We start from the raw sequence: 24851 nt of genomic DNA, 5'->3' as shown, positions 1-24851 counted from the left end.
GCGCCTGATAAGGAGCGCCCGCACACAATGTCCAGCATGGTTCGTAAATCTCTGCTTTCCGCCGCCGCTTTGGCCGCCCTCGCCACCCCTTTCACCGCGCAAGCGCAAGATGCCCGCGTATGGGACGAAAACCGCGCCAGCCTGCGCGCTGAGGGGCCGGGACCGATGGCGCCGCAGATCGCGCGGTGGGAACGTCTGTGGGAAGACCGGCAGGCGCAATTGCCGTTCACGTCTTATGCGAACTTTATTATCGAAAACCCCGGTTTTCCTGACGAAACCACGCTGCGCGCGCGTGCCGAGCGGCGGCTGCGCGAGGAATTTGTCGATCCCGGCTTGCTGATGGCGTTCTTTGCCGAAGTCGATCCGGTGACCAACTACGCCAAGGCGCATTATGCGCTCGCACTGATGGGCACCGACCGCGAACAGGCGCGGCGCTGGGCGCTGGAGGCATGGCGCGGCGGCGAAATGAGCCCGACCGCCGAAGCCTCGATCTTCGCCAATTTCGGCAGCAGCTTTACGCAGGCGGACAATGACGCGCGGATGGACGCGCTCCTGTGGCAGCGCGAGCCCGATGGCGCGGCACGGCAGATGGCGCGCGTATCGCCCGATCGGGTGCCCGTCTTCGAAGCGCGTCTCGCCATTCTGCAGGGCGGTGACGGAGCGACCGCAGCACCGGGCGCGATGAGCGATCCGGGCTATCTCTACAATCGCAGCCGCGAATTCCGGCTGGAAGGTTCTCCCGGCAGCGCGGTGCGGATGCACATCACCGCACCCGAACTCGCCGCCCTCCCCTTTGACCGCGAGCTTTGGATCGAGGAATTGCTCAGCGTCGCCCGCGTCGCCAACCGGCAGGACAGCGTGCGCGTGGCGCAGCGCGCACCGCAAGCGTTTGCTCCGGGCGAAGACATTTCCGGCATGAGCTTCCAGCTGCGCGACGATTACACCTCGCTGATGTGGCTGGGCGGCACCAATGCGCTCTGGCATCTGGGCGACGGTGCGGCGGCGGCTCCGCTGTTCTACCAGTACGGGGCAGCGGCGCGCACGAGCCAGACGCGGAGCAAAGGCTTCTTTTGGGCCGGTGAGGCTTACCGGCAGGCGGGCATGACTGCCGAGGCGAACCGCCATTACGAAATGGCCGCGCAATATACCGATCGTTTCTATGGGCTGATGGCGCTGGAGCGGCTGGGCCGCCCGATCCAGCCCTATGTCGCTGCCCCTGCGGGCGCACCGACCGAGGAGGAACGCCGCGCTTTCCAATCCGCCCCGATTACGCAGGCGACCGCCGAAGTGGCGCGCGATACCGAATGGGCGACCGGCATCCGCTTCTACCGCGCGATATCCGATCAGGCGGAAACGGTGGGCGAGCATCTGCTCGTGGCCGAACTCGCCCGCGATATCGGGCGGCGCGATCTGGCGGTGAACCTCGCCGATGCGGCGGCAGCGGACGGCCATGCCGGGTTTACCCGCATCGGTTTCCCCACCTTGCAGACGCCTCCCGGCACCAACTGGACGATGATCCACGCCATCGCGCGGCAGGAAAGCCAGTTTGCCGAAAACGCCATCAGCCATGCTGGCGCGCGCGGGCTGATGCAGTTCATGCCCGCCACCGCGCAGGAGGAATCGCGCCGCGCGAATATGTCCTATTCGCCAAGCCGCCTGCTCAATGATCCTGAGTACTCAATGCGGCTGGGCAGCAACCATATCGAGCGGCTGATCGCGCAATATGACGGCAGCTACCCGCTCGCCATCGCCGCCTATAATGCCGGGCCGGGGAACGTAAACCGCTGGCTGCGCGAAAACGGCGACCCGCGCGTGACCGGCGACTGGCTGCGCTGGATCGAGGAAATCGGTTTCTTCGAAACGAAGAACTACGTCCACCGCGTGGTGGAGAACGCCGTGGTCTACGAACAGCTCTATCCGGAAAATGCGAGCATGGGGCGGAGCCGATTGGTGAGCGACTTTTTGCGGTGAGGTTCGCGTCAAAGCGAGCCTAGAGCGATGATGTCCGACAAAACCAACCCCATCACCCCCGCTGGCCTCGCCGCATTGAAGGCGCGCTATGACCATTTGCTCGGCACCGAACGGCCCGAGATCGTCGAGATCGTCAGCTGGGCGGCGGGGAATGGCGACCGGTCGGAGAACGGCGATTACCTTTATGGCCGCAAGCGGATGCGGGAGATTGACCGCGAGCTGTCCTTCCTCGCCAAGGTGATGAAGCACGCCAAGGTCGTCGATCCGGCGCAGCAGCCGGACAAGTCCCGCGTCTTCTTCGGCGCGACCGTCACCATTGCGGACGAGGATGACGAGGAGCGTCAGGTGACGCTGGTGGGCGATCACGAACAGGATGCGGGGCGCGGCCTCATCGGCTGGTCGAGCCCGATGGCGAAGGCCCTGCGCGGCGCGGAAACCGGGGATGTGCGTAAGGTAAGGCTTCCAAGTGGCTCAAAAGAATGGGAAGTGATGGCGATAACCTATCCGGAGGATTGATGCGCTTACTCCTTCTCGCCCTGCTGGCGCTGCTCCTCCCCGCTTCCGCCTTCGCACAATTTGCCGACTTGCCCTCCGCGCAAGTGACCATCACGCCCGCGGGTGAGGATTTGCACGTGACCATCACGCTGGAACACGCGGTGGAGCGTCTCGACTTCGACCCCGCCGATGTGCTGCGCGATGATGCCTTGCGGCTCGAAACGCCCGGCCTTGCCTATGCCGAGAACGCCATTACAGGCGAAGCCCCGTTCGACCGCGTGGAGTTCCGTCTGATTGAGGATTTGACCGAGCGCGACGCCAAATATCCCCCCTTCTACCGCATCGGCGAAGGGCGGCTGCTCTACGCGCAAACCGTCTATCCCGACCTCGCCGCTTGGGACGTGTCGCTAATGCTGGCAGGAATGCCTGACGGATGGACGCGCTGGCCCGATGCGCCGCTTCCGCAAGGCTATCTCTTCCTCGGCCCTGAAAGCATGGTGGTGGAACAGGGCGGTGTCCGCTTCGTGTTCGACGGCAATGGCGATGAAGCGTTCGAGGCGGAAATCCGCGAAATGGTCGAACATTCCATCGGCGTGCTCACCGATACATTTGGAATGCCGCCCGACCACCCGCCCTTTGTCGCCACCAGCATTATCGCCTCGGATCGCAGCTTTTCCACCGGGGACGTGACTAGCGATGCGATGATCGGCTTGCGCTTTATGGGCACGGCACCCGATCCGACATCGCGGCGCGCACTCGCCACAACCCGCTCCCTTATCCTCCACGAAGGGGTGCATTTCTGGAACGGCGGCGTCGCACGCTTCGCGCAAGGCACCCCGATGTGGCTGCACGAAGGCGGGGCCGAGTATATTGCCACGCTGGCATCATGGCGGCTGGGGTGGAGCGATCGCGCGCAGCTTCAAAGCACGTTCGGAAGCTGGCTGGATCGCTGTCGCACAGCGCTCGGATCGGATAACGAGGTTGCGCTCAACGATCTGTCCTTCATCCCCTCCAATCTTCGCTACAGCTGCGGTCCGCTGCTGCATTTGCTCGTCGAACTGTACCAGGGTGAAGGAGAACCCGGCCCCAACGTCGTGGAGATGTGGCGGGAGACCGTAAGCAATGCGGTAAACGATAATACCGGCGAATATACGCTGGCGGATTGGGTAGCGACGTCCGGCAATGCCGGTCTGCTCGATCAACCTGCCCTCGCCGCGATCCTTGCCACCAGCGGGCCTGAGCGGTGGGCGGTCGTCGATGCCGAACTCGCGCGTTTGGGCGTGGAGGTGTCGGAGGCGAGCAGCCCGCCGCTGCGCGCGCGCACTGCGTTGATGTTCCTTATTCGTAGCCAATGCACAGGGTTGGGGCCGGGCGAAGGCTACGGCTTCTATTCGGGCAGCACCACTTACCGGCTCGACACACCAGAAGGGTGCGGACTGCTCGCGGGCAATCCGGTCATCGCGACGCTGGGAGGCTCTCCCGTGACGGCGATAACGGCTGAGGATTACGCGGAATTGCAGGCGATTTGCGCGGCGCGTGGCACTATTGCCTTCGGGCGGGAGTATGGCGACCCGATCGACGTGCCCTGCCCCGGCGACCTGCCCGATCCCGCGACACAACCCGCCATTACCGGATTGCCCAACCTTCCCGCCTTCCGCTGATACAAAAACCCCCGGCGCAAACCGGGGGTTTTCGTGTGGCGAAGGGGTTAGGTGTTATTCGGCACCTTTCGCCTTGGGCTTTTTCTTGTCGCTGTCCGGCGTCAGGAGGCCAGGCGTTTCTTCGGCATCGCTGATCTCGCGCGCGAGGTCGAAACCGGCATCCTCGTTCACCTTTGCGGCGCCTTCGACCAGCTCGCCGAGCGACGCGCCGGTGAGGCCAAGCTCTTTCATCAGCCCGTCGAGCACCGGAGCCTGCGCGCGGTAGGCGAGCGCGGCTGCTACCGCGTCATTGGCGAGGTTTCCCGAGCCGCCGCCCGCGCCACCCGAGCTTCCGGCCGCGCCGGTACGCTGGGTGAGTCCATCGACCTGCACGATCTTGATGGAATCAATCGCTTCCATCGGCTTCGCGCTCTCGCGGATAACTTCGGGCAGCACTTTCAAGAGCGCCAGCTTGGTTTGCAGGCTGATCTGCTCCATCGAAAGGATATTCGCCGCCTCGTTCACCGCACGCTGACCGGCAGCTTCGACTTCGAAGCGGACGCGCGCGGCTTCGGCACGCAACTTCTCGGCATCGGCTTCACCCTGTGCTTCGAACTTCACCGCGGCGGCGCGGTTGGTCGCCGCATCCTTCTCGGCTTCGGCCTCGACCTTGATCTTGATCGCATCGCGCTCGGCGATCTTGGCGGCCTCGATCAGTTCGATCTTCTTTTGCCGCTCGGCAATCTCGCTTTCGCGCGCGGTTGCGACCCGTTCCTCGGCTTCGACCGCCTTGGCACGCGCCTCGTCGGCGATCGCCTTGGCCTGACTTTCCTCGCGGCTCTTGTTCTGCACCGCGATCTGCTGTTCCTGCCGCGCGATTTCAAGCGCGCGCACCTGATCAATGCGCGCTTCTTCCACCAGCCGGTCGGCCTCGATCTGTTGCGCATCGACCAGCTTCTTGGCTTCGATCCGCGCAGCATCTGCTTCGCGCTGACGCTCGGCCTGCTGGCTCGCGATCTCGGCCATTTGCGCGGCGCGGCGGATTTCCACCTCGCGCTCCTGCTCCAGCCGCGCATATTCCTGATCGCGCTTGATCTGGAAGCTCGCCTGATCGGCCTCCAGATTCTTCGTTTCCATCTGCACGCGCGTATCCTGCTCGATATCGTTGCGCAGCTTTTTGCGCGCTTCGATCTGCTCGGTCAACTTGGTGAGACCCTCGGCGTCGAAGGCGTTGTTGGCATTGAAGTGCTCGATGCTCGTCTGGTCGAGCCCGGTGAGCGAGACCGATTCGAGTTCCAGCCCGTTCATCGCGAGATCGTTGGAGGAGACCTGTTGCACCTTCTGCACAAAGTCAGCCCGCTGTTCGTGCAGCTCGTTCATGGTCATGCCCGCCGCGACCGAGCGCAGCGCATCGACGAATTTGCCTTCAACCAGATCCTTCAAAGCCTCGGGCTGCATGGTGCGCTGGCCCAGGGTTTGTGCCGCCATTGCAATAGCTTCGGCATCGGGCTTCACCCGGACATAGAATTCCGCCTTCACGTCAATCCGCAACCGGTCGAGCGTGATCAGCGCTTCCGCATCGCGGCGCACCACCGGCAGCACCAGCGTGTTCATGTTGACGGGCATGGTTTCGTGGAGGACGGGCAGCACCAGAGCGCCGCCGTTCATCACGACCTTTTCCCCGCCCATACCGGTACGAACAAAGGCAATTTCCTTCGAAGCGCGGCGGTAAAGCTTAACGAGGAAGGTGAGGAAGGCGATGACCAGGATCGCGACGACCGCCATCCCGATAAGGCCAAAGTCTAGCAGATATTCCATGTCGTCTCCTTATTCACATCCGTATTCGCGCTACACGCGCGCCTATTCGATCGGGGCCAGCTTGCGATCAGCCAGCGGCACCCCGAAAAACACCTGCCCCTCGCGGCGAACGAGCAGCACCTGGTCGCCTGCGGGGATGACACTGCCATCCTCATGCGGCTCCACCATGACATAATGCGCATGGCCGAACCGGTCGCGCACTTTCGCCCGCGCTGGCGAGCCCTTGGCCGCGCTTCCATCGGTAATCACGCCACGCTTGCCCACGAGGCTGTCCAGCCCCACTGCGGTGGTTTCATCCTGCGGCATAATCCGCCCGAGCGGCCGCACGATCACCGAAGTCGCAGGTACGGCGGCCCCGCCCGCAATCAGCGCGGCCAGCCAGCTGTATAGCGGCGATCCGGTGAGATCAGCGGCAAAGGCCTGCACCCCCAGCCCGATCATGCCAAAGCTGGCAAGCAGCACCATTACCCAAACGAACAGAGGCACTTTGCCAAGCCCGAGCAGCGTGGTCAGCGCGCCGCCAAGGCTCGCGCTCGTAGGATCGGCAATCGCGCCGTCCGCATCCAGATCGACATCGCCGCCAATATCGAGATCGCCAAGGCCGATCACCTGCAACAGGGCGAGCAAAAGCATAGCCCCCAGCGCAATGGCAAAGGGCAAGTTGTAAGCGGCAAACAGGCTCATCTCTCCATTCGCCGCTTGGGATTGGGGCCAAGGGCGCCTTTCATTTTGCGGGTTTTCTAGGAGAACCCCCTCCGTTCCGGATAATATAGGGAAAGGGTCGGAATTTTTCCAGAAAAACCGGACGTTGGGGTGGCGAATCCTGTCCGATTTTGGGGATTCCCAGCTGCGCGATCATGCGCCTATATAGAAGGTATGCTTCGCCGGATTGCCCTTGCCCTCGCTTGCACACTCGCCCTGAGCCTTGCTGCTCCCTTGCTGGCGCATGGCGTAGACCGCGAGAGTCTGGGCGTTTTCGGCGATTGGGGTGCGTTCCGCGACAGCGACGTGCCGCGCTGCTACGCCATCGCCGAGGCAGAAGGCGGCGGCGGTGCCTTCGCCACCATCGGCACATGGCCGCGTCAGAATGTCCGCCAGCAAGTGCATTTCCGCCTGAGCCGCCAGCTCGCCAGCGATCCGCGGATGCAGCTTGCGATCAGCGGGCAGCGGTTTGCGCTGACCGGCAGCGCAAATAATGGCTGGGCCGAAAATGCCGCCGCCGATGCGCGCGTTGTCGCCGCCATGCGCTCTGCCGGCAGCCTGAGCGTTAGCGCCACCGACACGCGCGGACGCCGCTTCACCGACCGCTACAGCCTCGACGGCGCAGCAACCGCCATCGACGCGGCGACCGTAGGCTGCGCCAATCGCTGATACAAAAAGGGCCGGAGGATCGCTCCCCCGGGCCCGTTTGCTCAATATGTTTGCGGCTTAGAAGCGGATGCCAAGACCGATCACAACCTGGTGACGATCAAGGTCGGTCTCGAAACGCGGGCTTTCGCCGGTTTCTGCATCGAGGAAGGCGTCGTCTTCAAAGTCGAACTCGCCGTCGGTGTAATTCGAATAGCGGTACTCGCCTTTGATGAACATGTTGTTCGAAAGCGCATATTCCACGCCTGCACCGGCGCGCCAGCCGTCGAAGTCGATCGCGGTTTCTTCGGTGATGACACCGTCGGTTGCCGAGAGATCGTAGCGCGCATTGGTATAGCCGCCACGCGCATAAATCAGCGCGTTGTCACCGGCACGGAAACCGATGCGGCCACCAGCATAGATGTCACGACCGTCTTCGAAGGCGAGGTTGAAGCCGACCGGCGCATCGGCGCTTTCACTGCTTGCGGTAGAATCGGTCAGTTCGGCTTCAAGACCCAACACAATGCTGTCACCGACAGCGACATCATAGCCTACGCCTAGGCCATACATGAAGCCTTCGATCGACTGGTCGAGATCTTCATTGCGCTCGTTGTCGATCGAGCTGCCAGCTTCGGTGATGCTGTAGCCGGTGATCACTTCGACGCGCGGACCTGTAAACAGGTTTTCCTGCGCGATGGCCGGACTCGCCACGGCAACGCCAGCGGCCGATAGGAGGAGAAGGGTCATTGTCTTTTTCATAATGTATTCCATTTGTTTGGTGCACATTTGTGTGCGTAGGACCTCACTAATGGTTCACGTCCACGTTTGGTTTCATGAACAGAACACTACGAGGCGCCTGTTGCCTGAAAACAACAATATTACACGATGAGATGACTTTCTTGCGCGACGAGTTGCCCCGGTCTGGTTCAGAAATGCGACGAACCGATTGGTTCTTGTCCGGTCGCACGCGCTAGGCAAAGCCAAGTTTTCGCTTTATAGGCCCGGCTCCCATGACCAATACGACATTGATGAGCATTCCCGGGCAAATTGACCCGGTTCCTGTCGCGCGTGACATCACGCCGCGCGCCGATGGCCGTGTCGATCTGATCGGTCTGCCCAAGGCACGGATTGCGGAGCTTTTCGAGGAAGCGGGGCTCGACGCGCGGCAGGCCAAGCTGCGCTCGAAACAGGTGTTCCACTGGCTCTACCATCGCGGTGTCACCGATTTCGCAGCGATGACCGATATCGCCAAGACCATGCGCCCATGGCTCGCCGAACGCTTCGTCATCGGGCGACCCGAAGTGGTCGAGGCGCAGCATTCGACCGATGGCACGCGCAAATGGCTGCTCCGCACCGCCGACGGCCATGATTTCGAGATGGTGTTCATCCCCGATGCGGATCGCGGGACGCTGTGTGTGTCTTCCCAAGTGGGTTGCACGCTCAATTGCACCTTCTGCCACACCGGCACGATGCGGCTGGTGCGCAATCTGACGCCCGGCGAGATTGTCGGCCAGGTTATGCTCGCCCGCGATGCGCTGGGCGAATGGCCCAAGGGCAGCATGGCAGGGCTCGACGACGCGGAGGATGAAGGCCACTACACCTCGGATGGTCGCCTGCTCACCAATATCGTGATGATGGGCATGGGTGAGCCGCTGTATAATTTCGACAATGTCAAAGGCGCGCTGCAACTGGTGATGGATGGCGACGGGCTCGCCCTCTCCAAGCGCCGTATCACGCTTTCGACCAGCGGCGTGGTGCCGATGATGGATCGCTGCGGCGAGGAAATCGGAGTGAACCTCGCGGTCAGCCTGCACGCGGTGACCAAGGATATTCGCGACGAGATCGTCCCGCTCAACCGGAAATACGGAATTGAAGAGCTGCTGCAGGCCTGCGCGGATTACCCGGGTGCCTCCAACGCCCGCCGCATCACCTTCGAATATGTCATGCTGAAGGACAAGAATGACAGCGACGAGCATGCGCACGAGCTCGTCCGGCTGCTGAAGACCTACAAACTGCCGGCCAAGGTCAATCTGATCCCCTTCAACCCGTGGCCGGGCGCAGCCTATGAATGCTCGACGCCCGAACGGATCAAGGCCTTCTCCAACATCGTGTTTGAAGGCGGCATCAGCGCACCAGTGCGCACTCCGCGCGGGCGCGACATTGATGCGGCGTGCGGGCAGCTGAAGACGGCTGCCGAGAAGAAGAGTCGTGCGGAGAGGGATCGGGAAGCGGCAGAGGCTGCTGGCTGAAAGCGCTGGCGATGAGCAGCGGCACGACACTCTGGCGATACAGGCGCAAATTTGCTGTCGGCGCACACAAAGGCCGCGTGCTTATCCGTTCGCGCACCACTGGCCTTGCATCGCAACTTCTGGTCGATGGCGAAATCGTGGCAAGCGACGAAACGCCTGTTTCGGGCGCCGATGCGGTCCGCAATCACAGGCTGGTTCACACGCTGCCAGACGGCACGCGACTGGAAATAGAGGCGGGCTATATCAGCCTCTACAATGTCGGTATTGCGGTGCGCCACAAGGGCGAGCTTGTCCATGAGAGCCACCCCGGCCGGCAAATCGCTTACCCGGAGAAATATCGTGAAGCGACGGTTGCCATGAAAGGGCAGTCGATCGGGTCGGTGATGAAGGAAGGGATGCGCGAGGGCGTGGGAAAAGACGGGCAGCCACTCAATTACGATCCGGATGTGTGGCAGCGCAACAAAATCCCGCTCGGCGTCGATATCGGAACCGGGCTGCTGTTCTTCGCCATCGCCAAGCTGACCGATCTGACCACGGCGGCGCTGGTCGGTGCGGGCGTCGGAATTGTCCTGCTGGTCGCGCAGCGCCTGACCAAAGTCGACCTGCTTGGCGGCCTTGCGATGTTCGGGATTGTGATGATGCTGATTTCGGCAGGGCTGGCGCTGCTGTTCCAAAGCGACGAGGCGGTGAAATACCGCACCACCGCACTCGGCCTGCTGACCGCGGCGCTGTTTTTCGGCGACGGCTTGATGGGCGGCAAACGCCTCGCCAAGCGGCTGATGCGCTACCTGCCCTACACCGATATCGACGCGGCAAGGCTGGGGATCGGCATGGGCGTAATGGGCGTATTTATGGCAGCGACAAACCTTATCGTCGCCCTCTTCACGTCGACCGATTTTTGGCTGTTCTACACCACATTCGCCGATTTTGTGCTCGGGATGGCGCTGATCCTGCTGGTGTTCAAATATGCGCGGGGAGAGCTGTTGCGAGAGAATGCGCCGAGATATCGGTTGGAAGAAGTGGCGGGCAAGCGATAGAGTTGAGCTCTTTTTCTCAAATTTGACACTATAAGGATATTTTGGTATCAAGTTTTACCAGGACGAAAGGAGCAGCACTTGTCAACTACCGACGAAAATGTCGCGCGCACCATGCGGGTCGCTCCAGAAGTCGATCAGCGTCTGAGGCTGCTCAGTAAAATCCTTAAGCGCCCGATCAGCAAGCTGATGGCCGAAGCGCTCGACCGCTATCTCGCCACCGCATTGGCCGAAGTGGAGCGCGAAGCCGAAGGGCTCGCCGATCTGGCCCGGGCGGCGCGGGACAATGATCCCGAAGGGACAAAGGCCATCGCCGCCTTCATCGCCAATGAACAGGCCATCGAGACCGATCCGGCAGATGGCCGGATGCTGCACAACAGTAAAGAGCGTCCTGCAAAACCGCCGCGCATCACGGCCGATGATCTGTTTGTCGGCGGCTGATCGTGACCGATAGCTGGGATCGCAAGAACCCGACGCTCGACGCCAATATCGCGGCAGCCGGTGAGGCAATGGCGGCCGCAGCACGAAGCAAGGCCGCGCTGACAGCCGAACAGCTGTGTGAATGGCACAGCCTCCTGATGAATGGCCTCGAAGCCGACCGCCCGGAAGACCGTGCCTTCCTCGAGGGCATCGTTTGGCGCGGACGATTTCGCGGGCAGAATGGCGATTTGTGCGTGAATGTGGGCGTTGGCCACTTGCCGGGAGTCCATTTCGAAGATGTCCCCGCGCAACTGGCGGAATTCTTCGAAAGCGCTGCCGAGTATATGGCCGAACTGGATCGACGGTTTGGCGCAGATGGCCCGCAAAGCGATGCCGACTTTGAAAACGTCTTGCGCCTTGCGGCCTATCTCCACGCCGAATGGGTCCGCATTCATCCATTCGTTAACGGCAATGGGCGGACGGCGCGGATGATCGCGCAATTCATCGGCCTACGCTATGGACTGCGCGAATTTCTGCCGGTGCGGCCGCGACCGGGTCAAGCTTACGAGCTGGCTGCGGCTGAGGCGATGCTGGGCAATTGGCAGCCAACCTATGCGGTTTTCCGCGATGCCTTCCGGAAAGCCGCGGAAACGGAATGAGCGACCTCGCGACAATCGCCTTCTACGAGAAATCCGCGCCGCATTACACGCTCAGCTTCGGGCAAGCGCCTTCCCGCGATCTCGATCTGTTTCTCGACCGCCTTGCGCCCGGCGCGCAGATTCTTGAGCTCGGCTGCGGCGGCGGGCGGGATGCGGCGCGGATGATCGAGCGTGGCTTTGTGGTGGACGCGACCGACGGCGTGGCGGCGATGGTGCGCAAGGCCAATGAACGCTTCAGCCTTGGCGCGAGGCATATGCGGTTCGACCAACTCGATGCCGACAACGCTTATGACGCAGTGTGGGCCCATGCCTGCCTGCTCCATGTTCCGCGCGCCGATCTGCCCGATGTCCTCGCCCGCATTTACCGCGCGCTCAAACCCGCCGGACTGCATTACGCCAGCTTCAAGCTGGGAACGGGCGAAGGCCGCGACTTGCTCGGGCGGTTGCACAATTTCCCCAGCGCCGACTGGGTGCGCGAATACTATGCAGGGGCGGGATTTGTGCCGGTCGATGAGCAGATCTGGGAAGGCGAAGGCGCCGACGGTACCGTGCGCGACTGGATCGCCGTGACCGTGCAAAAGCTCGGCTGATCGCGCGGGCGCAACGCCTCGTCCCTGAACCGGTTTTCCAACGAACCATTCATCTACGGTTGTAAAAAGATGAACAATACATCGTTTTACATCAGCAAAGGCTGATCGAAGCGAAAGGAGATTGTTCCCGTGAAAAAGACTGTCCTTGCACTCGCTGCGGCTACGACGCTCGCGATCCCTGCTGCGCCCGCCATGGCGCAGGGCGGACCGCCTTCCTGGGCTCCGGCGCATGGCTATCACAGCAATGGCGATCGCGGTTACGACCGTCGCTATGACCGCTACGACCCGTGCGACCGCTACGAGCGCCGCCGCGACCGCCGCGCCTGCCGCCGCGATGCGCGCCGCGACCGCGTTTATGACGATCATGGCCGCTACTACGAACCGCGCCGCGTGCGCCGCGGCGACCGCGTCTGGGAAGGCCGCGACGGGCGCTATTACTGCGAACGCGAGAACGGCACGACCGGCCTCATCATCGGTGCCGCCGGTGGCGCGATTATCGGGCGCGAGATCGATGGCGGGCGTGACCGCACCGTCGGCACGATCCTCGGCGCGGCGCTGGGCGGACTGCTCGGCCGCGAAATCGACCGTGGCAATGCCCGCTGCCGCTAACATTCTGAGCCGCTAGCCGGCCCACACAACGCCGTCGCTCTCTTCCCTTCGGAGCGGCGGCGTTTTTGTGTGTGCGCGCACGATTTTACCCAAAGCGCAGAATTCTGCGCTATGAGCGCCAGCATGAGCGCAAAACCGCACCCGTTCTTCGATATGCACACGCATGGTTTCGTGCGTGTCGCCACCGCCACGCCGCGCAGCCGCACCGCTGATGTAAGCTATAATGTGCAAGGCATTATCGAGCAGGCTGAGGCAGCGCACAGCCGACACGTCGACCTGCTGCTGTTTCCCGAACTCTGCATCTCCTCCTACGCGATCGACGATCTGCATATGCAGGCAGCATTGCTCGACGCGGTCGAGGCGGGGATCGAGAATTTGCGCAAGGCCAGCGAAAAGCTCACCCCCGTGCTGGTGGTCGGCGCGCCGCTGCGGCGGAACGGGCGGGTCTATAATTGCGCACTGGTGATTGCGCAGGGCGAAGTGCTCGGCGCGGTGCCCAAAAGCTACCTCCCTAATTACCGCGAATATTACGAGAAACGCTATTTCGCGCGCGGCAATGCCTGCCGAAATTTGTGGCTGAGTGTCGCTGGCGAGGAAGTGCCGTTCGGCGTCGATCTGATCTTCGCGGCGGAGAACCTGCCCGGATTCACCTTCGGCATCGAGATTTGCGAGGATTTCTGGAGCCCCACCCCGCCCGGCACCATGGCGGCGCTGGCGGGCGCGAATATCCTGCTCAACCTTTCGGCCAGCAACATTACCATCGGCAAATCGGACGAACGGCATATGCTCTGCCGCGCCTCCTCCAGCCGCAATGTCTGCGCCTATGCCTATTCCGCCAGCGGGTTCGGCGAGAGCACGACTGACCTGAGCTGGGATGGCCAGGGCATGGTCTACGAGCTGGGCGATCTGATGGTCGAAAGCGTGCGGTTCGAGCTGGAGCCGGAGCTGTGCGTCACCGATATCGACACGCAGCGTATCCGTAACGAGCGGATGCGGATGGGCACTTTCAATGATGCGGCAGAGGATGCCGGCCGTCCCGAAGACAGCTACCGCGTTGTCGGGTTCGAGCATAGCTACACGCAAGGTGACATCGGCCTCCAGCGCGCGATCCGCCGCTTTCCCTTCGTTCCCAACCGGCAGGAAAAGCTGGACGAGGATTGCTACGAGGCATTCAACATCCAGGTCGATGCGCTGATGCGGCGGATGCAGGCGACCGGCACAAAGGCTCTGGTGATCGGGATTTCTGGCGGGCTCGACAGCACGCACGCGCTGATCGTGGCAGCAAAGGCGTGCGATATGCTCGGCCTGCCGCGTACCACCATCCGCGCCTACACCATGCCCGGCTTTGCGACGTCAGATGGCACCAAAGCCAATGCGTGGAAGCTGATGGATGCCTTCGGCGTCACTGCCGAGGAAATCGACATCCGCCCCGCTGCGACGCAGATGCTCAAGGACATGGAGCACCCCTTCGCCGATGGCGAGCCGGTGCATGATGTGACCTTCGAGAATGTGCAGGCGGGACTGCGCACCGATTACCTCTTTCGCCTCGCCAACCATCACAAGGGCTTTGTGATCGGCACCGGCGATCTGTCAGAGCTGGCGCTCGGCTGGTGCACCTATGGCGTGGGCGACCAGATGAGCCATTATGCGGTCAATTCGGGCGTGCCCAAAACGCTTATCCAGTATCTCATCCGCTGGTGCACCCGCACCAACCAGTTCGACGCGACCTGCGATGCTGCGCTCGAAGACGTGCTCGCCACCGAGATCAGCCCCGAATTGGTGCCCGCGGGTGCCGATGGCGCGATCCAGAGCACCGAGAGCATTATCGGGCCGTATGAGCTCAACGACTTTTTCCTCCACCACACGATCCGCTGGGGGCAAAAGCCGAGCCATATCGCTTTCCTGTGCTGGCACGCGTGGAAGGATGCAGAGGCCGGCCTGTGGCCGCACGCCTTCCCCGATGCGGGCAAGAACCAGTATGATCTGGCGACGATCCGCAGCTGGCTGGAGAAATTCGTGCAGCGTTTCTTCGCCTTCAGCCAGTTCAAGCGCAGCGCCCTGCCCAACGGCCCCAAAGTCAGCGCGGGCGGCGCGCTCTCCCCGCGCGGAGACTGGCGCGCGCCGAGCGACGCGGTGGCTGATGTGTGGCTGGAGGAATTGCGGGCGAATGTGCCCGAACGCGAATGATCACGCCGCGCGATCCCGAATACGAAGAAGCCCGCGAATACAAGGAAGGCCGCCGCCAGATGGTTTCGCCTTTCGCGGAGGTTGCGGACTGGATAGCACAGGAGTTCAGCGTCGAACGCCCGCTGCAAGTGCGGCTTGATCGCCCGGGCAAGCCCATTCCGCCAGATTTCCGTTTTCGCAGCAAGAAATACCGGCTCGATATCGTTTTCGAACACGAGGAGGTCAAAAACACATTTCACGAGCCCGAATTCCATGCGTTTGACGAAGAGAAACAGGCGCGCATCGCCGCGTTTTTCGCCGACGCGGTCGAACGGCACCGCTCCGCGCATACAGGTGCGCTTGGCAAGCTCCTCCCCTTCCGGTCCGGCAAGGTTCCGAGTGCCGCGCAAATGACTGAATATGGCCTGTTCGTCATCTTCAGCGCATTTGATCACGTCGCGCGCCAAGAAGCGAATTCTTCCATTCCTCAACGCGAAATCGACGAGCTCCAAGCGCAACTCGCACCACTCGGCATCTGGAAGATTTTTCGCCTTGGTGCGGGTGTGACATTCATGTTCGAGACCGATGCGCAGGCCGAAGCGGCGCTCGGCAATGGCGCTTACGAAACCTGCCGCGACAGCTATTGGACGCTTCTTCAACCGCACGACCGCTACGGCTATTTTGCGCAAACGCCGATCTGGGACAGATGCGACAGTAGAGAGACCTTCGAACGCGACTACAAAGGGAGTTGGTTCAACTACACGCGCTAAGATGTGCTTAGGCTGCTTGTCCGCTATTGTGTGACCGGGCGTGGCGAGGAAGCCTGCCCGTTCAGGCACTGCTGCACTTGCTCGTCAACCTGCCGACGCGCTCTGGTCGCAAGTCCGGCTTGCTCCGGCGGCAGCGCGCTGTAGGGTAGCGCAATGTCAGGCAAAGCAGTCCTCGTCACCGGCGGCGCAAAGCGTGTAGGCCGCGCTATCGTCGAACGGTTTGCCGAGGCGGGTTGGCACGTTGTTATCCATTACAACCGCTCGGGCGCTGCGGCAGAGGCACTGGCCGCCAGTCTGCCCTCTGCACAAACGATCGGTGCCGATCTGTCGAGCGTCGCGGCGGGACGCGCCATGGTGCGTGAACTGGCCGGACAACTCCACGACTGGCGCTGCCTCGTCAACTGCGCATCAATTTTTGAACCGGACGCTGTAACCGGACTGGACGAGGCAACGAATGCAGCCGCTATGGGGATCAATGCCACCGTTCCTGTTGCTATGGCGCAGGCCTATTTCGCGCACGGATGCAGCAATGCGGGGCGGCGCCTGGTGCAGGTGACCGACCAGAAGCTTGCCAATCTCAACCCCGACTTTTTCAGCTACACGATGAGCAAGGCCGCCGCCGATATCGCCGCACGAATGATGGCGATGGCGTTCCACGGCAATGATCGCGTCTACACGCTCGCGCCCGGGGCCATCCTGCCGAGCCATGACCAGACGCCCGAAGAGGCGCGGCGCAGCCATTTGCTCAACCTGCTGGTGCGGCAAACAGGTGCGGATGAAATTGCCGATGCGGCACTGTTTCTGGCTGAGGGGCCGCTTGCTTCGGGGCAAAACATTACTGTTGATTCCGGACAACATCTGTTGCGCCAGCCGCGCGACGTGATCTATCTCGAACGGGAGGGGATGGGGGAATGAGTGACACTTTGACAATGGAACACGCGGGTGAGGCGCAGACCAAGCCCGCCAAGCCGCGCAAACGCCACGCGCTCACCACGCGGCTATGGCATTGGGCCAATGCCGCCAGCATCATCATTCTCTTTATGAGCGGCCTCAATATCTCCAACGCGCACCGCCGCCTGTACTGGGGCAATGACGGGTTCAGACCGGAGGAAGCCTGGCTGGACGTGCCGCGTTTCCCCGGCTGGGCGACGATCCCCGATCATTACAACCTCGCCGCGGCGCGCGACTGGCATATCGTGTTCGCGCTCGTCTTCGCCTTCGGGTTGCTCGCCTTTATGATCGCCTCGCTGGTCAACGGGCATATGAAGCGCGACATTTTCGCCCGCGCGAAGGAGTGGAGCCCGGCCAATATTTGGACCGATATCCGCGAGCATCTGAAGCTCAATTTCGAGCACGGCGAAGGCAAGTACAACATCCTCCAAAAGATCGCCTATGCGGGCGTGATCCTGATCCTCATCCCGCTGATGATTGTCACCGGCATGGTGATGAGCCCGGGCATGGAGGCCGCGTGGCCGTGGATGACTGACCTGTTCGGCGGTCGCCAGAGCGCGCGCAGCCTGCACTTTATCGCCGCATGGCTGCTGTGCGGATTTCTTGCACTGCACCTTGCGCTCGTGCTGCTCGCCGGGCCGGTTCACCAGATCAGGGATATGATTTTCGGGGGGAAAGAATGATGCAACGGCGCAATTTTCTCGTCGCGGCAGGTGCCGCTTTCCTCGCGGGATGCACCGAAATCGGCAAGACCGACTGGTTCGGCAAGATCGCCCAAGGCGCACAGAACTGGCATCGCGGCCTGCACCGCGCGCTGGGCGGCGGGCGCATCCCGATGGCACCCGAATATGATCGCAGCGCAATCTCGCCCTATTTCCGCGGCAATGGCAATTTGACGGTCGACAGCGATGCCTATCGCGACTCGCTGGCTGCGGGCTTTACCGATTGGCGTCTGACGGTCAGCGGATTGGTGGACACACCGCTCAGCCTCTCGCTCGACGATATCCGCGCCCTGCCCCAACGCACGCAGGTCACACGCCATGATTGCGTCGAGGGCTGGAGCGCGATTGGCGAATGGACGGGGCCGCAGCTCTCGCACATTCTGGAGATGGCAGGCGTGCAGGAGGGCGCGCAGTTCGCCATCTTCCGCTGCGCCGATTTCACAATGCGCGGCCCTGCCGATAACCGCCGCCGCGTGGATTATTACGAAAGCTGCGACATGGATGATGCGATGCACCCGCAAACCATTGTTGCGCATATGCTCAATGGCGAGGTGCTTCCCGAACGCAACGGCGCGCCTTTGCGGATGCGGCTGGAGCGGCAGCTGGGATACAAGCAGCCGAAATACCTGACCGGGATCGAGCTGGTCGCAAGCCTTGATGGCATCAATGGCGGACAGGGCGGCTATTGGGAGGATGTTGCCGGATACCAATGGTATGCGGGGATTTAGGGTTCGCTACAGGGGCGGATACACCCGCTCCATGGCTTCCCAGTTAACCCGCACCAGCTCCTCCAGCACGTCCATGTCCACATCGGTCAGCTTGTTGATATAGAGGCAGCTCTTGCCGCGCGAATGTTTGCCCAGCTTCGCCAGCAATTCCTCGTTGCGCTTCGCAGTGAGTTCCTCGCAATAGCCGCCCATCAGGTAGAGCGAATGCTTCGCCTTACGCGGGCTAAAGCCAATGCGCAGAAAGTCCCCCTCGCGTCCGGTTTCGTATTTGTAATGATAGGTGCCGTAGCCAACCATGGTCGGCCCCCACATTTGCGGTTCCTCCCCCGTCACGCGGCGGAACAGCGCGTCGAGCACCTTCGCATCCTCGCGCTTTCCGGCGTGCTCGACGCCCTCGATAAACGCCTCGACCGCAACGGAGGTGGGCTGGGTTTTGTTCTCGCTCATGGGGAAGAGTGTAGCGCGCAATTGACTTCCCCGCAAAGCATCCGCAAACCCGCCCGTCAGGTCCGATAAGATATTCAGGGGATGCAGAATTTATGTGGTTGCTCGACAAATTGCTCAAGCGGGTCATCAAGAATGGCAAGCTGATCGTCACCGATCATGACGGCAAGGTCTACGAATATGGTGCAGGTGGCGAAGTCGAGGGCGGTTACTCGGAGCCGATGCACGTCCGCCTCACCAATCCCAAGGCCGCGATGCATATCGCCCGCTACCCGCAGCTGGGCACCGCAGAGGCCTTCATGTGGGGCTGGATGGACATTGTCGAACCGCATGATCTGCGCGATCTGATCCTGTTCTTCACCGCCCAATCCAAGGCCATCGGCGATGCCGCGATCCAGCCGCAGAGCAAGGCCAAGTGGCTGGCGCAGAAAGCCATTGCCAAGGCCGACAGCATCAATCTGCCGGGCAAGGCGCGCAAGAATGCGGAGCACACCTACAACCTCACCCGCCGCCTTTATGAGCTGTTCCTCGACGAGGACCGGCAATACACGATGGGCTATCACCGCACGCCCGATGTCTCGCTCGAACAGGCGCAGCTCGACAAGAAGGCGCATCTCGCTGCGAAGCTGAACATCACTGCCGAGAACGGGCCCAATATGCGCGTGCTCGATATCGGCTGCGGCTGGGGCGGCTTTGCGCTCTATCTCAACCGGATGTATGGCTGTGAAGTGCTGGGCGTGGCGCTCGCGCCCGACCAGATCGCCTTCTGCAAGGAACGCGCTGCCGAGGCGGGCGTGTCCGACAAGGTGAAGTTCGCGCTGATGGATTACCGCGAGGTTCGCGGGGAATTCGACCGGATCAGCTCGATCGGCCTGCTCGAACACGTCGGCACCCCGCACTACCCGCAATTCTACGAGCACACCGCCAAGCTGCTGAAGCCCAAGGGCGTGATGCTGAGCCATGCTTGCGGCCGCGCGGGCCCTCCGGGCTTTACCGATGCCTTCACCCGCAAATACATCTTTCCGGGCGGCTACATCCCCGCTTTGTCGGAGCTGATCACCCAGTCCGAGCAATTCGGCTGGCAGGTGATGGATGTAGAAGCGATGCGCTTCCACTACTGCTACACGCTGGAAGAATGGTACAACCGCACCGTGATGCACAAGGACGAGCTGGTCGAAATGTATGACGAACAGTTCTACCGTATGTGGCTGTTCTACCTCGCCGGAGCCGAGCAGGCCTTCCGCAATGGCGGGCTGGTGAACCACCAGATCGTCTATGTGAAAGACCGCACCGCCCTGCCGATGACCCGCGACTTCATGTACGAAGAAGAACGCCGCCTGCAGGGCATGGAAGAACCCCCACAATGGCACCTCGATCCGGCGCTGAAGGAAGCGGCGGAGTAGAGACGTGAAGCGCGTTACGACTCGCGATTTGGTGGCGGTGGTCACGGGCCTTGGAGCCATCGCCATTAGTTCCGCTGGTTTGCCGCTGGTTTGGCTGCTGCTGGTGGCCTTGTGCGGCGCACTGCTCCACCTCATGACCGGGCCTTATCTCAAGGCGGTTCCGGGACGTTCTGTAGCAAGCCCCGAGACAGCGGGTTGGTTCGGAGTGCTCTTTGCGGCGCATCTGTTCGTGGCCGGAGTTATCGTAGCGCTTTCGTGGCTGCTGCGCTTACCTTTCCAATAGCCAGTCAATCGAGCAACAAAGGGGGAAACGATGCTCATTAAACGACGTGCTCTGCTGAAAGGCGGTGCTCTCGGACTGGCAGCGACACTTCCATTTGCGCCCGCAGCCGCGCGCGATCCGGCAGTGCGGGTACGCCATAGCGGCACGTCGCTTGCCGTGCCCGATGCCTCGCTCGCCTATCGCTGGACGAATGTGCTGCTCGACACCGCCGCAGTCGATGTCCGGCAATATGGCGCGCGGCCCACAGTGCTGGCGCGGGCGATGGGGATTGTCGTCTCCGCCATGTATGAAGCGTGGGCTGCCTATGACGACACCGCGCACGGCGCATGGTTCGGCACACGGCTGAAACGTCCGGCGAGCGAGCGTACCCTTGCCAATCAGGAAGAGGCGATCAGCTATGCGGTCGCTCACGCGCTGCGCGATGTCTATCCCGAAAGCGGCTCGGCCATCAGCGCGGCGCTGCTCTACTTCGGCTACGATCCGGATGGCGCCATTCCCAACGCCGTCACTCCGGCGGGTATCGGCACGCTTATCGGCGAGACGATCACCGGCGAATGCCACCGCGACGGGGCCAACCAGCTGGGAGACGAGCCGGGTTCGAGCGGCGATGCCTATTCCGACTACACGCAGTATAATCCCGTCAACCCGCCCGACCGCATCCTCCACCCCGATCGCTGGCAGCCGATCACCTTCCGCTACCCCGACGGCTCGACCGCTGCGCCAGGCTTCCTGACGCCCCACTGGTACCGTGTGAACACTTTTGCGCTGACGTCGTCTAACCAGTTTCGGGCACCGCCGCCGCCGCTGGTGGGCTCGGACGAATTGCTCGCCGAAGTGCAGCAGGTGCTCGATTTCAACGCCGGATTGACCAATGAGCAGAAGGCAATTGTCGAATTCATGCGCGACGGCCCCGGCTCGACCGGCCAGTCGGGGCACTGGCTGCGTTTCGCGCAGGACGTCTCGCGCCGCGATCGCAACGGTCTGGACGATGACGTGAAACTGTTCTTCACCGTAGGGATGGCGGCACACGATGCCTTCATCGCCGCATGGGATACCAAGCGGCATTACGACAGCGCCCGCCCGTGGACGCTGGTGCGCCATTACTTCGCGGATCAGACCATTCGCGGCTGGGGCGGCCCGGGTCGCGGCACGGTCGAACTGCCGGGCAGCGAGTGGTATCCGTATAGCCCGTACGAATTCGTCAGCCCGCCCTTCCCTGGCTACGTCTCCGGCCATAGCGCGGTGAGCGCCTGCTGCGCCGAAGTGCTACGTCTGGTAACCGGCGACGATGAATTCGGCGCGGAGCTCACCCGCATTCCCGGCGACATTACCGAGCCCGAGGCGCTGGGCGAGGAAGTGCGCATGGTGCTGCCGACCTTCACCGCCACCGCCGATATGGCGGGCATTTCGCGCATCTATGGCGGCTATCACATCGAGGCAGACAACCGCGAAGGCCTGCTGATGGGCCGCCGCGTCGCCGCCGTTGTGCATGACCGGGCACAGGAATTGTTTGCCGGCTAAGTGAAACAATAAAGCATTTTGTGGCCGGTTCGTGAGCGCGAGGTACGGGCCGCCGGATGCGAACTTGCTCAAAACACGCTTCGTCTTTGGCGCAGCGCTGGCCGTCGGTCTATTGGCCAGGACTGCTCAAGGAAATGCGCGGCTAGCTACGCAGCCACTTCGCCACAGGACCGAAGCCCAGCAGCGCCGCTCCCACGAATGGCAGTGCCACCACCCACAGCCGCACGCCGGTCATCCCCTCGGGACTGGCAATGCTGATCGCCGCCGTCAGCGCGAGGCCGAGCGAGATCAAGAGCAAACCCATGACCAGCTTCCAATGCGGTATCTGCCTTTTCTCCATTGGCCTACCATTCTCGAAGCGGGCAAACAGGGCGATCATCGGCAGCAGCGCGGCGAGATAGACTGCGATCCAGACAGGCCGCGCGAGCCACCACTCCGCTGTTCCGGGATAGGTCGACAGACCGATTCCGCCTGCCAGCCAAGCCAGCACGACCACCAGAACGAAGGCGGTTAGGTGCCAAAGATAAACCGTCATGATCATACCGCTGAGCAGGATCGTCGCGGTCCACAGGCGCACATTGTCGAGCAGCCTGCGTCCCCAAGGCTCTATCACCAGCACAATTCCGGCCTGCGCCATACCGAGCGCCAGCAGCGCGCTTGTCGGCGGCATCGAATTGGAGAGCTCTGCACCCGGCACGCCGATCATCGCAATGGGATAGGGGCCGGTAACCGAAAGCGCGAAGAGCGCCGCCGCGCCGACGAGGAAGAGGGCCGCGCCCCTTGTTTGTCCCAACCAGCCAGTCTGCCAGCCATACCCCAATTGATGAACGGCCACCCACACAAAGAGGAAATTGGCAAAGGCGATGTATGGTACGTCCATGCCTAGCCGGAGCCAGTCGACCACCGCCACTTCCAAAACAAGTGCAGCAAAGCTCAGCGGGCCAAACCGCTGCCAAGCCTTGAGCGTGAGTGGCGTTAGCGCAGTCACCAGCAGATAGACCGCGAGGAACCATACAGGCACCAGTGCCAGCTGCGTCGCCATGCGCACCGCATCGCGGTCCATCCCCGCAAGAGTCATCGCAAAGGCCAATGCGGCCCAAACAAGCAGCACCGGAAAGACCGGTGCGATCAGGCGCTGGATGCGGCTCGCAAACCAGTTGCGATAGACGCCCGTTTCACCCGGCTGAACCTTGCGCAACCGGGCCTGCCAGCTCACGCTGTTGGCGTAGCCGCCGACCAGGAAGAACACCGGCATCACCTGAAAGCCCCAAGTCAGCCATTGCGTCCACGGCACCAGCCCAAGCAGATGGCCGCCCTGCACTTCGCCTAGTGGGTCGATATAAGGCGCCGCGACCAGCCAGTGGCCAAACACAACGGCAAGGATCGACAGAGCGCGCAGGAAATCGACCCAGCGGTTGCGGTCGGGCGGAGTGGACTCGGCAAGCTCCCTCGCCTTGCCCCAAACGCTGCGCTTGGGCTTCGCAGCCGATGTTCCTGCCATACGTCCTCAACCCTGTGGTCCGTGTCCCGCTCAATATGCGAACGCGCTTTTCATGATGCAAGCGATTGCCCGATAAGGCCTGTCCTGTTAGCGGGCGCAGCAATTGCAACAGGAAGCCCTTGCCTCATGTCCGATATCAAACGTGTCGTCCTTGCCTATTCGGGTGGTCTGGATACATCCGTCATCGCCAAATGGCTGATGACCGAGCGCGGGTTGGAAGTGGTGACGTTCACTGCTGATCTCGGCCAGGGCGAAGAAATCGAGCCGGCGCGTGACAAGGCGCGGCTGATGGGCATTCCCGACGAGCACATTTTCATCGAAGACCTGCGCGAGGAATTCGTGCGCGATTTCGTCTTCCCGATGATGCGTGCCAATGCGCGGTATGAAGGCGATTATCTGCTCGGCACATCGATTGCCCGCCCGCTTATCTCCAAGCGTCTGGTCGAGATCGCGCACGAGACCGGCGCTGATGCCATCGCCCACGGTGCGACCGGCAAGGGCAACGATCAGGTGCGTTTCGAGCTGTCGGCCTATGCGCTCAATCCCGATATCCGCGTGATCGCTCCATGGCGCGAATGGGATCTGACGAGCCGCACCGCGCTTATCGACTGGGCGGAAAAGCACCAGATCCAGGTGCCGAAGGACAAGCGTGGCGAAAGCCCCTTCTCCACCGATGCAAACCTCCTCCACACCTCGTCCGAAGGCAAAGTGCTCGAAGACCCGTGGGAAGAGACGCCCGACTATGTCTATTCGCGCACCGAGCACCCGGAAAGCGCGCCCGATGCGCCCGAATACATCACCATCGACTTCGAACGCGGCGACGGCGTCGCGCTGAATGGCGAGGCGATGAGCCCCGCCACGCTGCTCACCGCACTCAATGATCTGGGCCGCAAGCACGGCATCGGGCGGCTCGATCTGGTCGAGAACCGCTTTGTCGGCATGAAGTCGCGCGGGATGTATGAAACGCCCGGCGGCGAGATCTACGCCCGCGCGCATCGCGGGATCGAGCAGATCACGCTCGACCGCGGCGCGGCGCATTTGAAGGACGAGCTGATGCCCAAATATGCCGAGCTCATTTACAACGGTTTCTGGTTCGCCCCTGAACGCGAGATGCTGCAGGCCGCGATTGACCTTTCTCAGGAGAAGGTGAGCGGCACTGTGCGGCTCAAGCTCTACAAGGGGCAGGCCTCGGTTGTGGGCCGCAAGTCGCCCAATTCGCTCTATTCCGAAGCGCATGTAACGTTCGAGGACGATGCGGGCGCTTATGATCAGGCCGATGCGGCGGGCTTTATCAAGCTCAACGCGCTGCGTTTGAAGCTGCTCGCCAAGCGCGACCGGTGACCCGGGGAGTCGCTTGATTGCGCCAAATGTGAGTCATTTGAGTCACTTCGCACCCGAAATCGCCTCAAAATGGTGGATAGTTTCACGCGAAACGCCGAAGCGTTGACTTATCCACCCTTGTCCACTGGCATTCCGGCCAAAAGTGGATAAGTCGACGCTGGCGCCCTTGCCCGACTCGGTCCGCAGGCG

The 24851-nt window shown here is 62.1% G+C and carries 24 protein-coding genes; 19 read left to right on the top strand and 5 right to left on the bottom strand.

The window, feature by feature from the left end:
- Positions 1 to 27 precede the first annotated feature (27 nt).
- Genes ACS0VV_RS04170 through ACS0VV_RS04160 form a run of 3 tightly spaced genes read left to right on the top strand, consistent with a single transcriptional unit; the run spans position 28 to position 4127 of the window.
- Entirely contained in the window at positions 28 to 1971 is a 1944-nt protein-coding gene (locus tag ACS0VV_RS04170; RefSeq protein WP_483531469.1) for a lytic transglycosylase domain-containing protein, read from the top strand.
- Positions 1972 to 2001: 30 nt separating this feature from the next.
- A complete protein-coding gene (gene greB / locus ACS0VV_RS04165) occupies positions 2002 to 2487 on the top strand; it encodes a transcription elongation factor GreB (RefSeq protein ID WP_483533496.1) in 486 nt (161 codons plus the stop codon).
- Positions 2487 to 4127, top strand: a complete 1641-nt coding sequence (locus tag ACS0VV_RS04160; protein ID WP_483531468.1) for a hypothetical protein — start codon at positions 2487 to 2489, stop codon at positions 4125 to 4127. The genes greB and ACS0VV_RS04160 overlap by 1 nt, the downstream gene beginning before the upstream one ends.
- Positions 4128 to 4181: 54 nt before the next feature.
- Here ACS0VV_RS04160 and ACS0VV_RS04155 read toward each other — a convergent pair whose 3' ends face one another.
- Positions 4182 to 5891 (bottom strand): flotillin family protein, encoded by a 1710-nt coding sequence (locus ACS0VV_RS04155; protein WP_483533495.1) that lies wholly within the window; start codon positions 5889 to 5891, stop codon positions 4182 to 4184.
- 75 nt (positions 5892 to 5966) lie between these two features.
- A complete protein-coding gene (locus ACS0VV_RS04150) occupies positions 5967 to 6608 on the bottom strand; it encodes an OB-fold-containig protein (RefSeq protein ID WP_483531467.1) in 642 nt (213 codons plus the stop codon).
- Between the two features lie 192 nt (positions 6609 to 6800).
- Here ACS0VV_RS04150 and ACS0VV_RS04145 point away from each other — a divergent pair, with 192 nt between their 5' ends.
- Complete coding sequence (locus ACS0VV_RS04145) at positions 6801 to 7295, top strand: hypothetical protein (protein ID WP_483531466.1); 495 nt, start codon at positions 6801 to 6803, stop codon at positions 7293 to 7295.
- 57 nt (positions 7296 to 7352) lie between these two features.
- Here ACS0VV_RS04145 and ACS0VV_RS04140 read toward each other — a convergent pair whose 3' ends face one another.
- Positions 7353 to 8018 (bottom strand): outer membrane protein, encoded by a 666-nt coding sequence (locus tag ACS0VV_RS04140; protein WP_483531465.1) that lies wholly within the window; start codon positions 8016 to 8018, stop codon positions 7353 to 7355.
- A 263-nt stretch (positions 8019 to 8281) separates the two neighbouring features.
- Between ACS0VV_RS04140 and rlmN the strand changes: the two genes are divergently transcribed.
- The 11 genes from rlmN to ACS0VV_RS04085 all read left to right on the top strand — a co-directional run bounded on the left by rlmN (position 8282) and on the right by ACS0VV_RS04085 (position 18169).
- Positions 8282 to 9520, top strand: coding sequence for a dual-specificity RNA methyltransferase RlmN (rlmN, locus tag ACS0VV_RS04135; RefSeq protein ID WP_483531464.1), 1239 nt, complete (start codon positions 8282 to 8284; stop codon positions 9518 to 9520).
- Between the two features lie 77 nt (positions 9521 to 9597).
- Positions 9598 to 10557, top strand: coding sequence for a septation protein IspZ (locus ACS0VV_RS04130; protein WP_483531463.1), 960 nt, complete (start codon positions 9598 to 9600; stop codon positions 10555 to 10557).
- A gap of 78 nt (positions 10558 to 10635) precedes the next feature.
- A complete protein-coding gene (locus tag ACS0VV_RS04125) occupies positions 10636 to 10995 on the top strand; it encodes a hypothetical protein (protein WP_483531462.1) in 360 nt (119 codons plus the stop codon).
- 2 nt (positions 10996 to 10997) lie between these two features.
- A complete protein-coding gene (locus ACS0VV_RS04120; RefSeq protein ID WP_483531461.1) occupies positions 10998 to 11633 on the top strand; it encodes a Fic family protein in 636 nt (211 codons plus the stop codon).
- On the top strand, positions 11630 to 12223 hold the full coding sequence (locus ACS0VV_RS04115) for a class I SAM-dependent methyltransferase (protein WP_483531460.1): 594 nt from the start codon (positions 11630 to 11632) through the stop codon (positions 12221 to 12223). The genes ACS0VV_RS04120 and ACS0VV_RS04115 overlap by 4 nt, the downstream gene beginning before the upstream one ends.
- 129 nt (positions 12224 to 12352) lie before the next feature.
- Positions 12353 to 12832: a glycine zipper 2TM domain-containing protein gene (locus ACS0VV_RS04110; protein ID WP_483531459.1), complete on the top strand. Its 480-nt coding sequence runs from the start codon at positions 12353 to 12355 to the stop codon at positions 12830 to 12832.
- A gap of 123 nt (positions 12833 to 12955) precedes the next feature.
- Entirely contained in the window at positions 12956 to 15019 is a 2064-nt protein-coding gene (locus ACS0VV_RS04105; RefSeq protein WP_483531458.1) for an NAD(+) synthase, read from the top strand.
- Positions 15016 to 15768, top strand: a complete 753-nt coding sequence (locus ACS0VV_RS04100; RefSeq protein WP_483531457.1) for a hypothetical protein — start codon at positions 15016 to 15018, stop codon at positions 15766 to 15768. The genes ACS0VV_RS04105 and ACS0VV_RS04100 overlap by 4 nt, the downstream gene beginning before the upstream one ends.
- Positions 15769 to 15921: 153 nt before the next feature.
- Positions 15922 to 16683, top strand: a complete 762-nt coding sequence (locus ACS0VV_RS04095; protein WP_483531456.1) for an SDR family oxidoreductase — start codon at positions 15922 to 15924, stop codon at positions 16681 to 16683.
- Positions 16680 to 17402, top strand: a complete 723-nt coding sequence (locus ACS0VV_RS04090; protein ID WP_483531455.1) for a cytochrome b/b6 domain-containing protein — start codon at positions 16680 to 16682, stop codon at positions 17400 to 17402. The genes ACS0VV_RS04095 and ACS0VV_RS04090 overlap by 4 nt, the downstream gene beginning before the upstream one ends.
- On the top strand, positions 17399 to 18169 hold the full coding sequence (locus ACS0VV_RS04085) for a molybdopterin-dependent oxidoreductase (RefSeq protein ID WP_483531454.1): 771 nt from the start codon (positions 17399 to 17401) through the stop codon (positions 18167 to 18169). Before ACS0VV_RS04090 ends, ACS0VV_RS04085 begins: the two co-directional genes overlap by 4 nt.
- Positions 18170 to 18175: 6 nt before the next feature.
- On the opposite strand, the gene ACS0VV_RS04080 is transcribed toward ACS0VV_RS04085, so the two are convergent.
- The gene (locus tag ACS0VV_RS04080) at positions 18176 to 18616 is read right to left on the bottom strand and encodes a DUF1801 domain-containing protein (protein ID WP_483531453.1); all 441 of its coding nucleotides are present in this window, start codon (positions 18614 to 18616) and stop codon (positions 18176 to 18178) included.
- Between the two features lie 92 nt (positions 18617 to 18708).
- Between ACS0VV_RS04080 and ACS0VV_RS04075 the strand changes: the two genes are divergently transcribed.
- From ACS0VV_RS04075 to ACS0VV_RS04065, 3 genes are read left to right on the top strand one after another with little or no spacing between them, the layout of a single operon-like run.
- Entirely contained in the window at positions 18709 to 20016 is a 1308-nt protein-coding gene (locus ACS0VV_RS04075) for a class I SAM-dependent methyltransferase (protein ID WP_483531452.1), read from the top strand.
- A 4-nt stretch (positions 20017 to 20020) separates the two neighbouring features.
- A complete protein-coding gene (locus tag ACS0VV_RS04070; RefSeq protein WP_483531451.1) occupies positions 20021 to 20299 on the top strand; it encodes a hypothetical protein in 279 nt (92 codons plus the stop codon).
- 30 nt (positions 20300 to 20329) lie between these two features.
- Positions 20330 to 21820 carry a vanadium-dependent haloperoxidase gene (locus ACS0VV_RS04065; RefSeq protein WP_483531450.1) on the top strand — a complete coding sequence of 497 codons (1491 nt, stop codon included), beginning with the start codon at positions 20330 to 20332 and terminating at the stop codon, positions 21818 to 21820.
- Positions 21821 to 21962: 142 nt separating this feature from the next.
- On the opposite strand, the gene ACS0VV_RS04060 is transcribed toward ACS0VV_RS04065, so the two are convergent.
- Positions 21963 to 23321: an acyltransferase family protein gene (locus ACS0VV_RS04060; RefSeq protein WP_483531449.1), complete on the bottom strand. Its 1359-nt coding sequence runs from the start codon at positions 23319 to 23321 to the stop codon at positions 21963 to 21965.
- 126 nt (positions 23322 to 23447) lie between these two features.
- On the opposite strand from ACS0VV_RS04060, the gene ACS0VV_RS04055 reads away from it, so the two are divergent.
- Positions 23448 to 24662, top strand: a complete 1215-nt coding sequence (locus ACS0VV_RS04055; protein WP_483531448.1) for an argininosuccinate synthase — start codon at positions 23448 to 23450, stop codon at positions 24660 to 24662.
- The last annotated feature ends 189 nt before the right edge of the window (positions 24663 to 24851 follow it).

The sequence above is a fragment of the Aurantiacibacter sp. KMU-128 genome (assembly GCF_056933515.1).
This window is presented reverse-complemented; position numbering and strand designations above follow the sequence as displayed.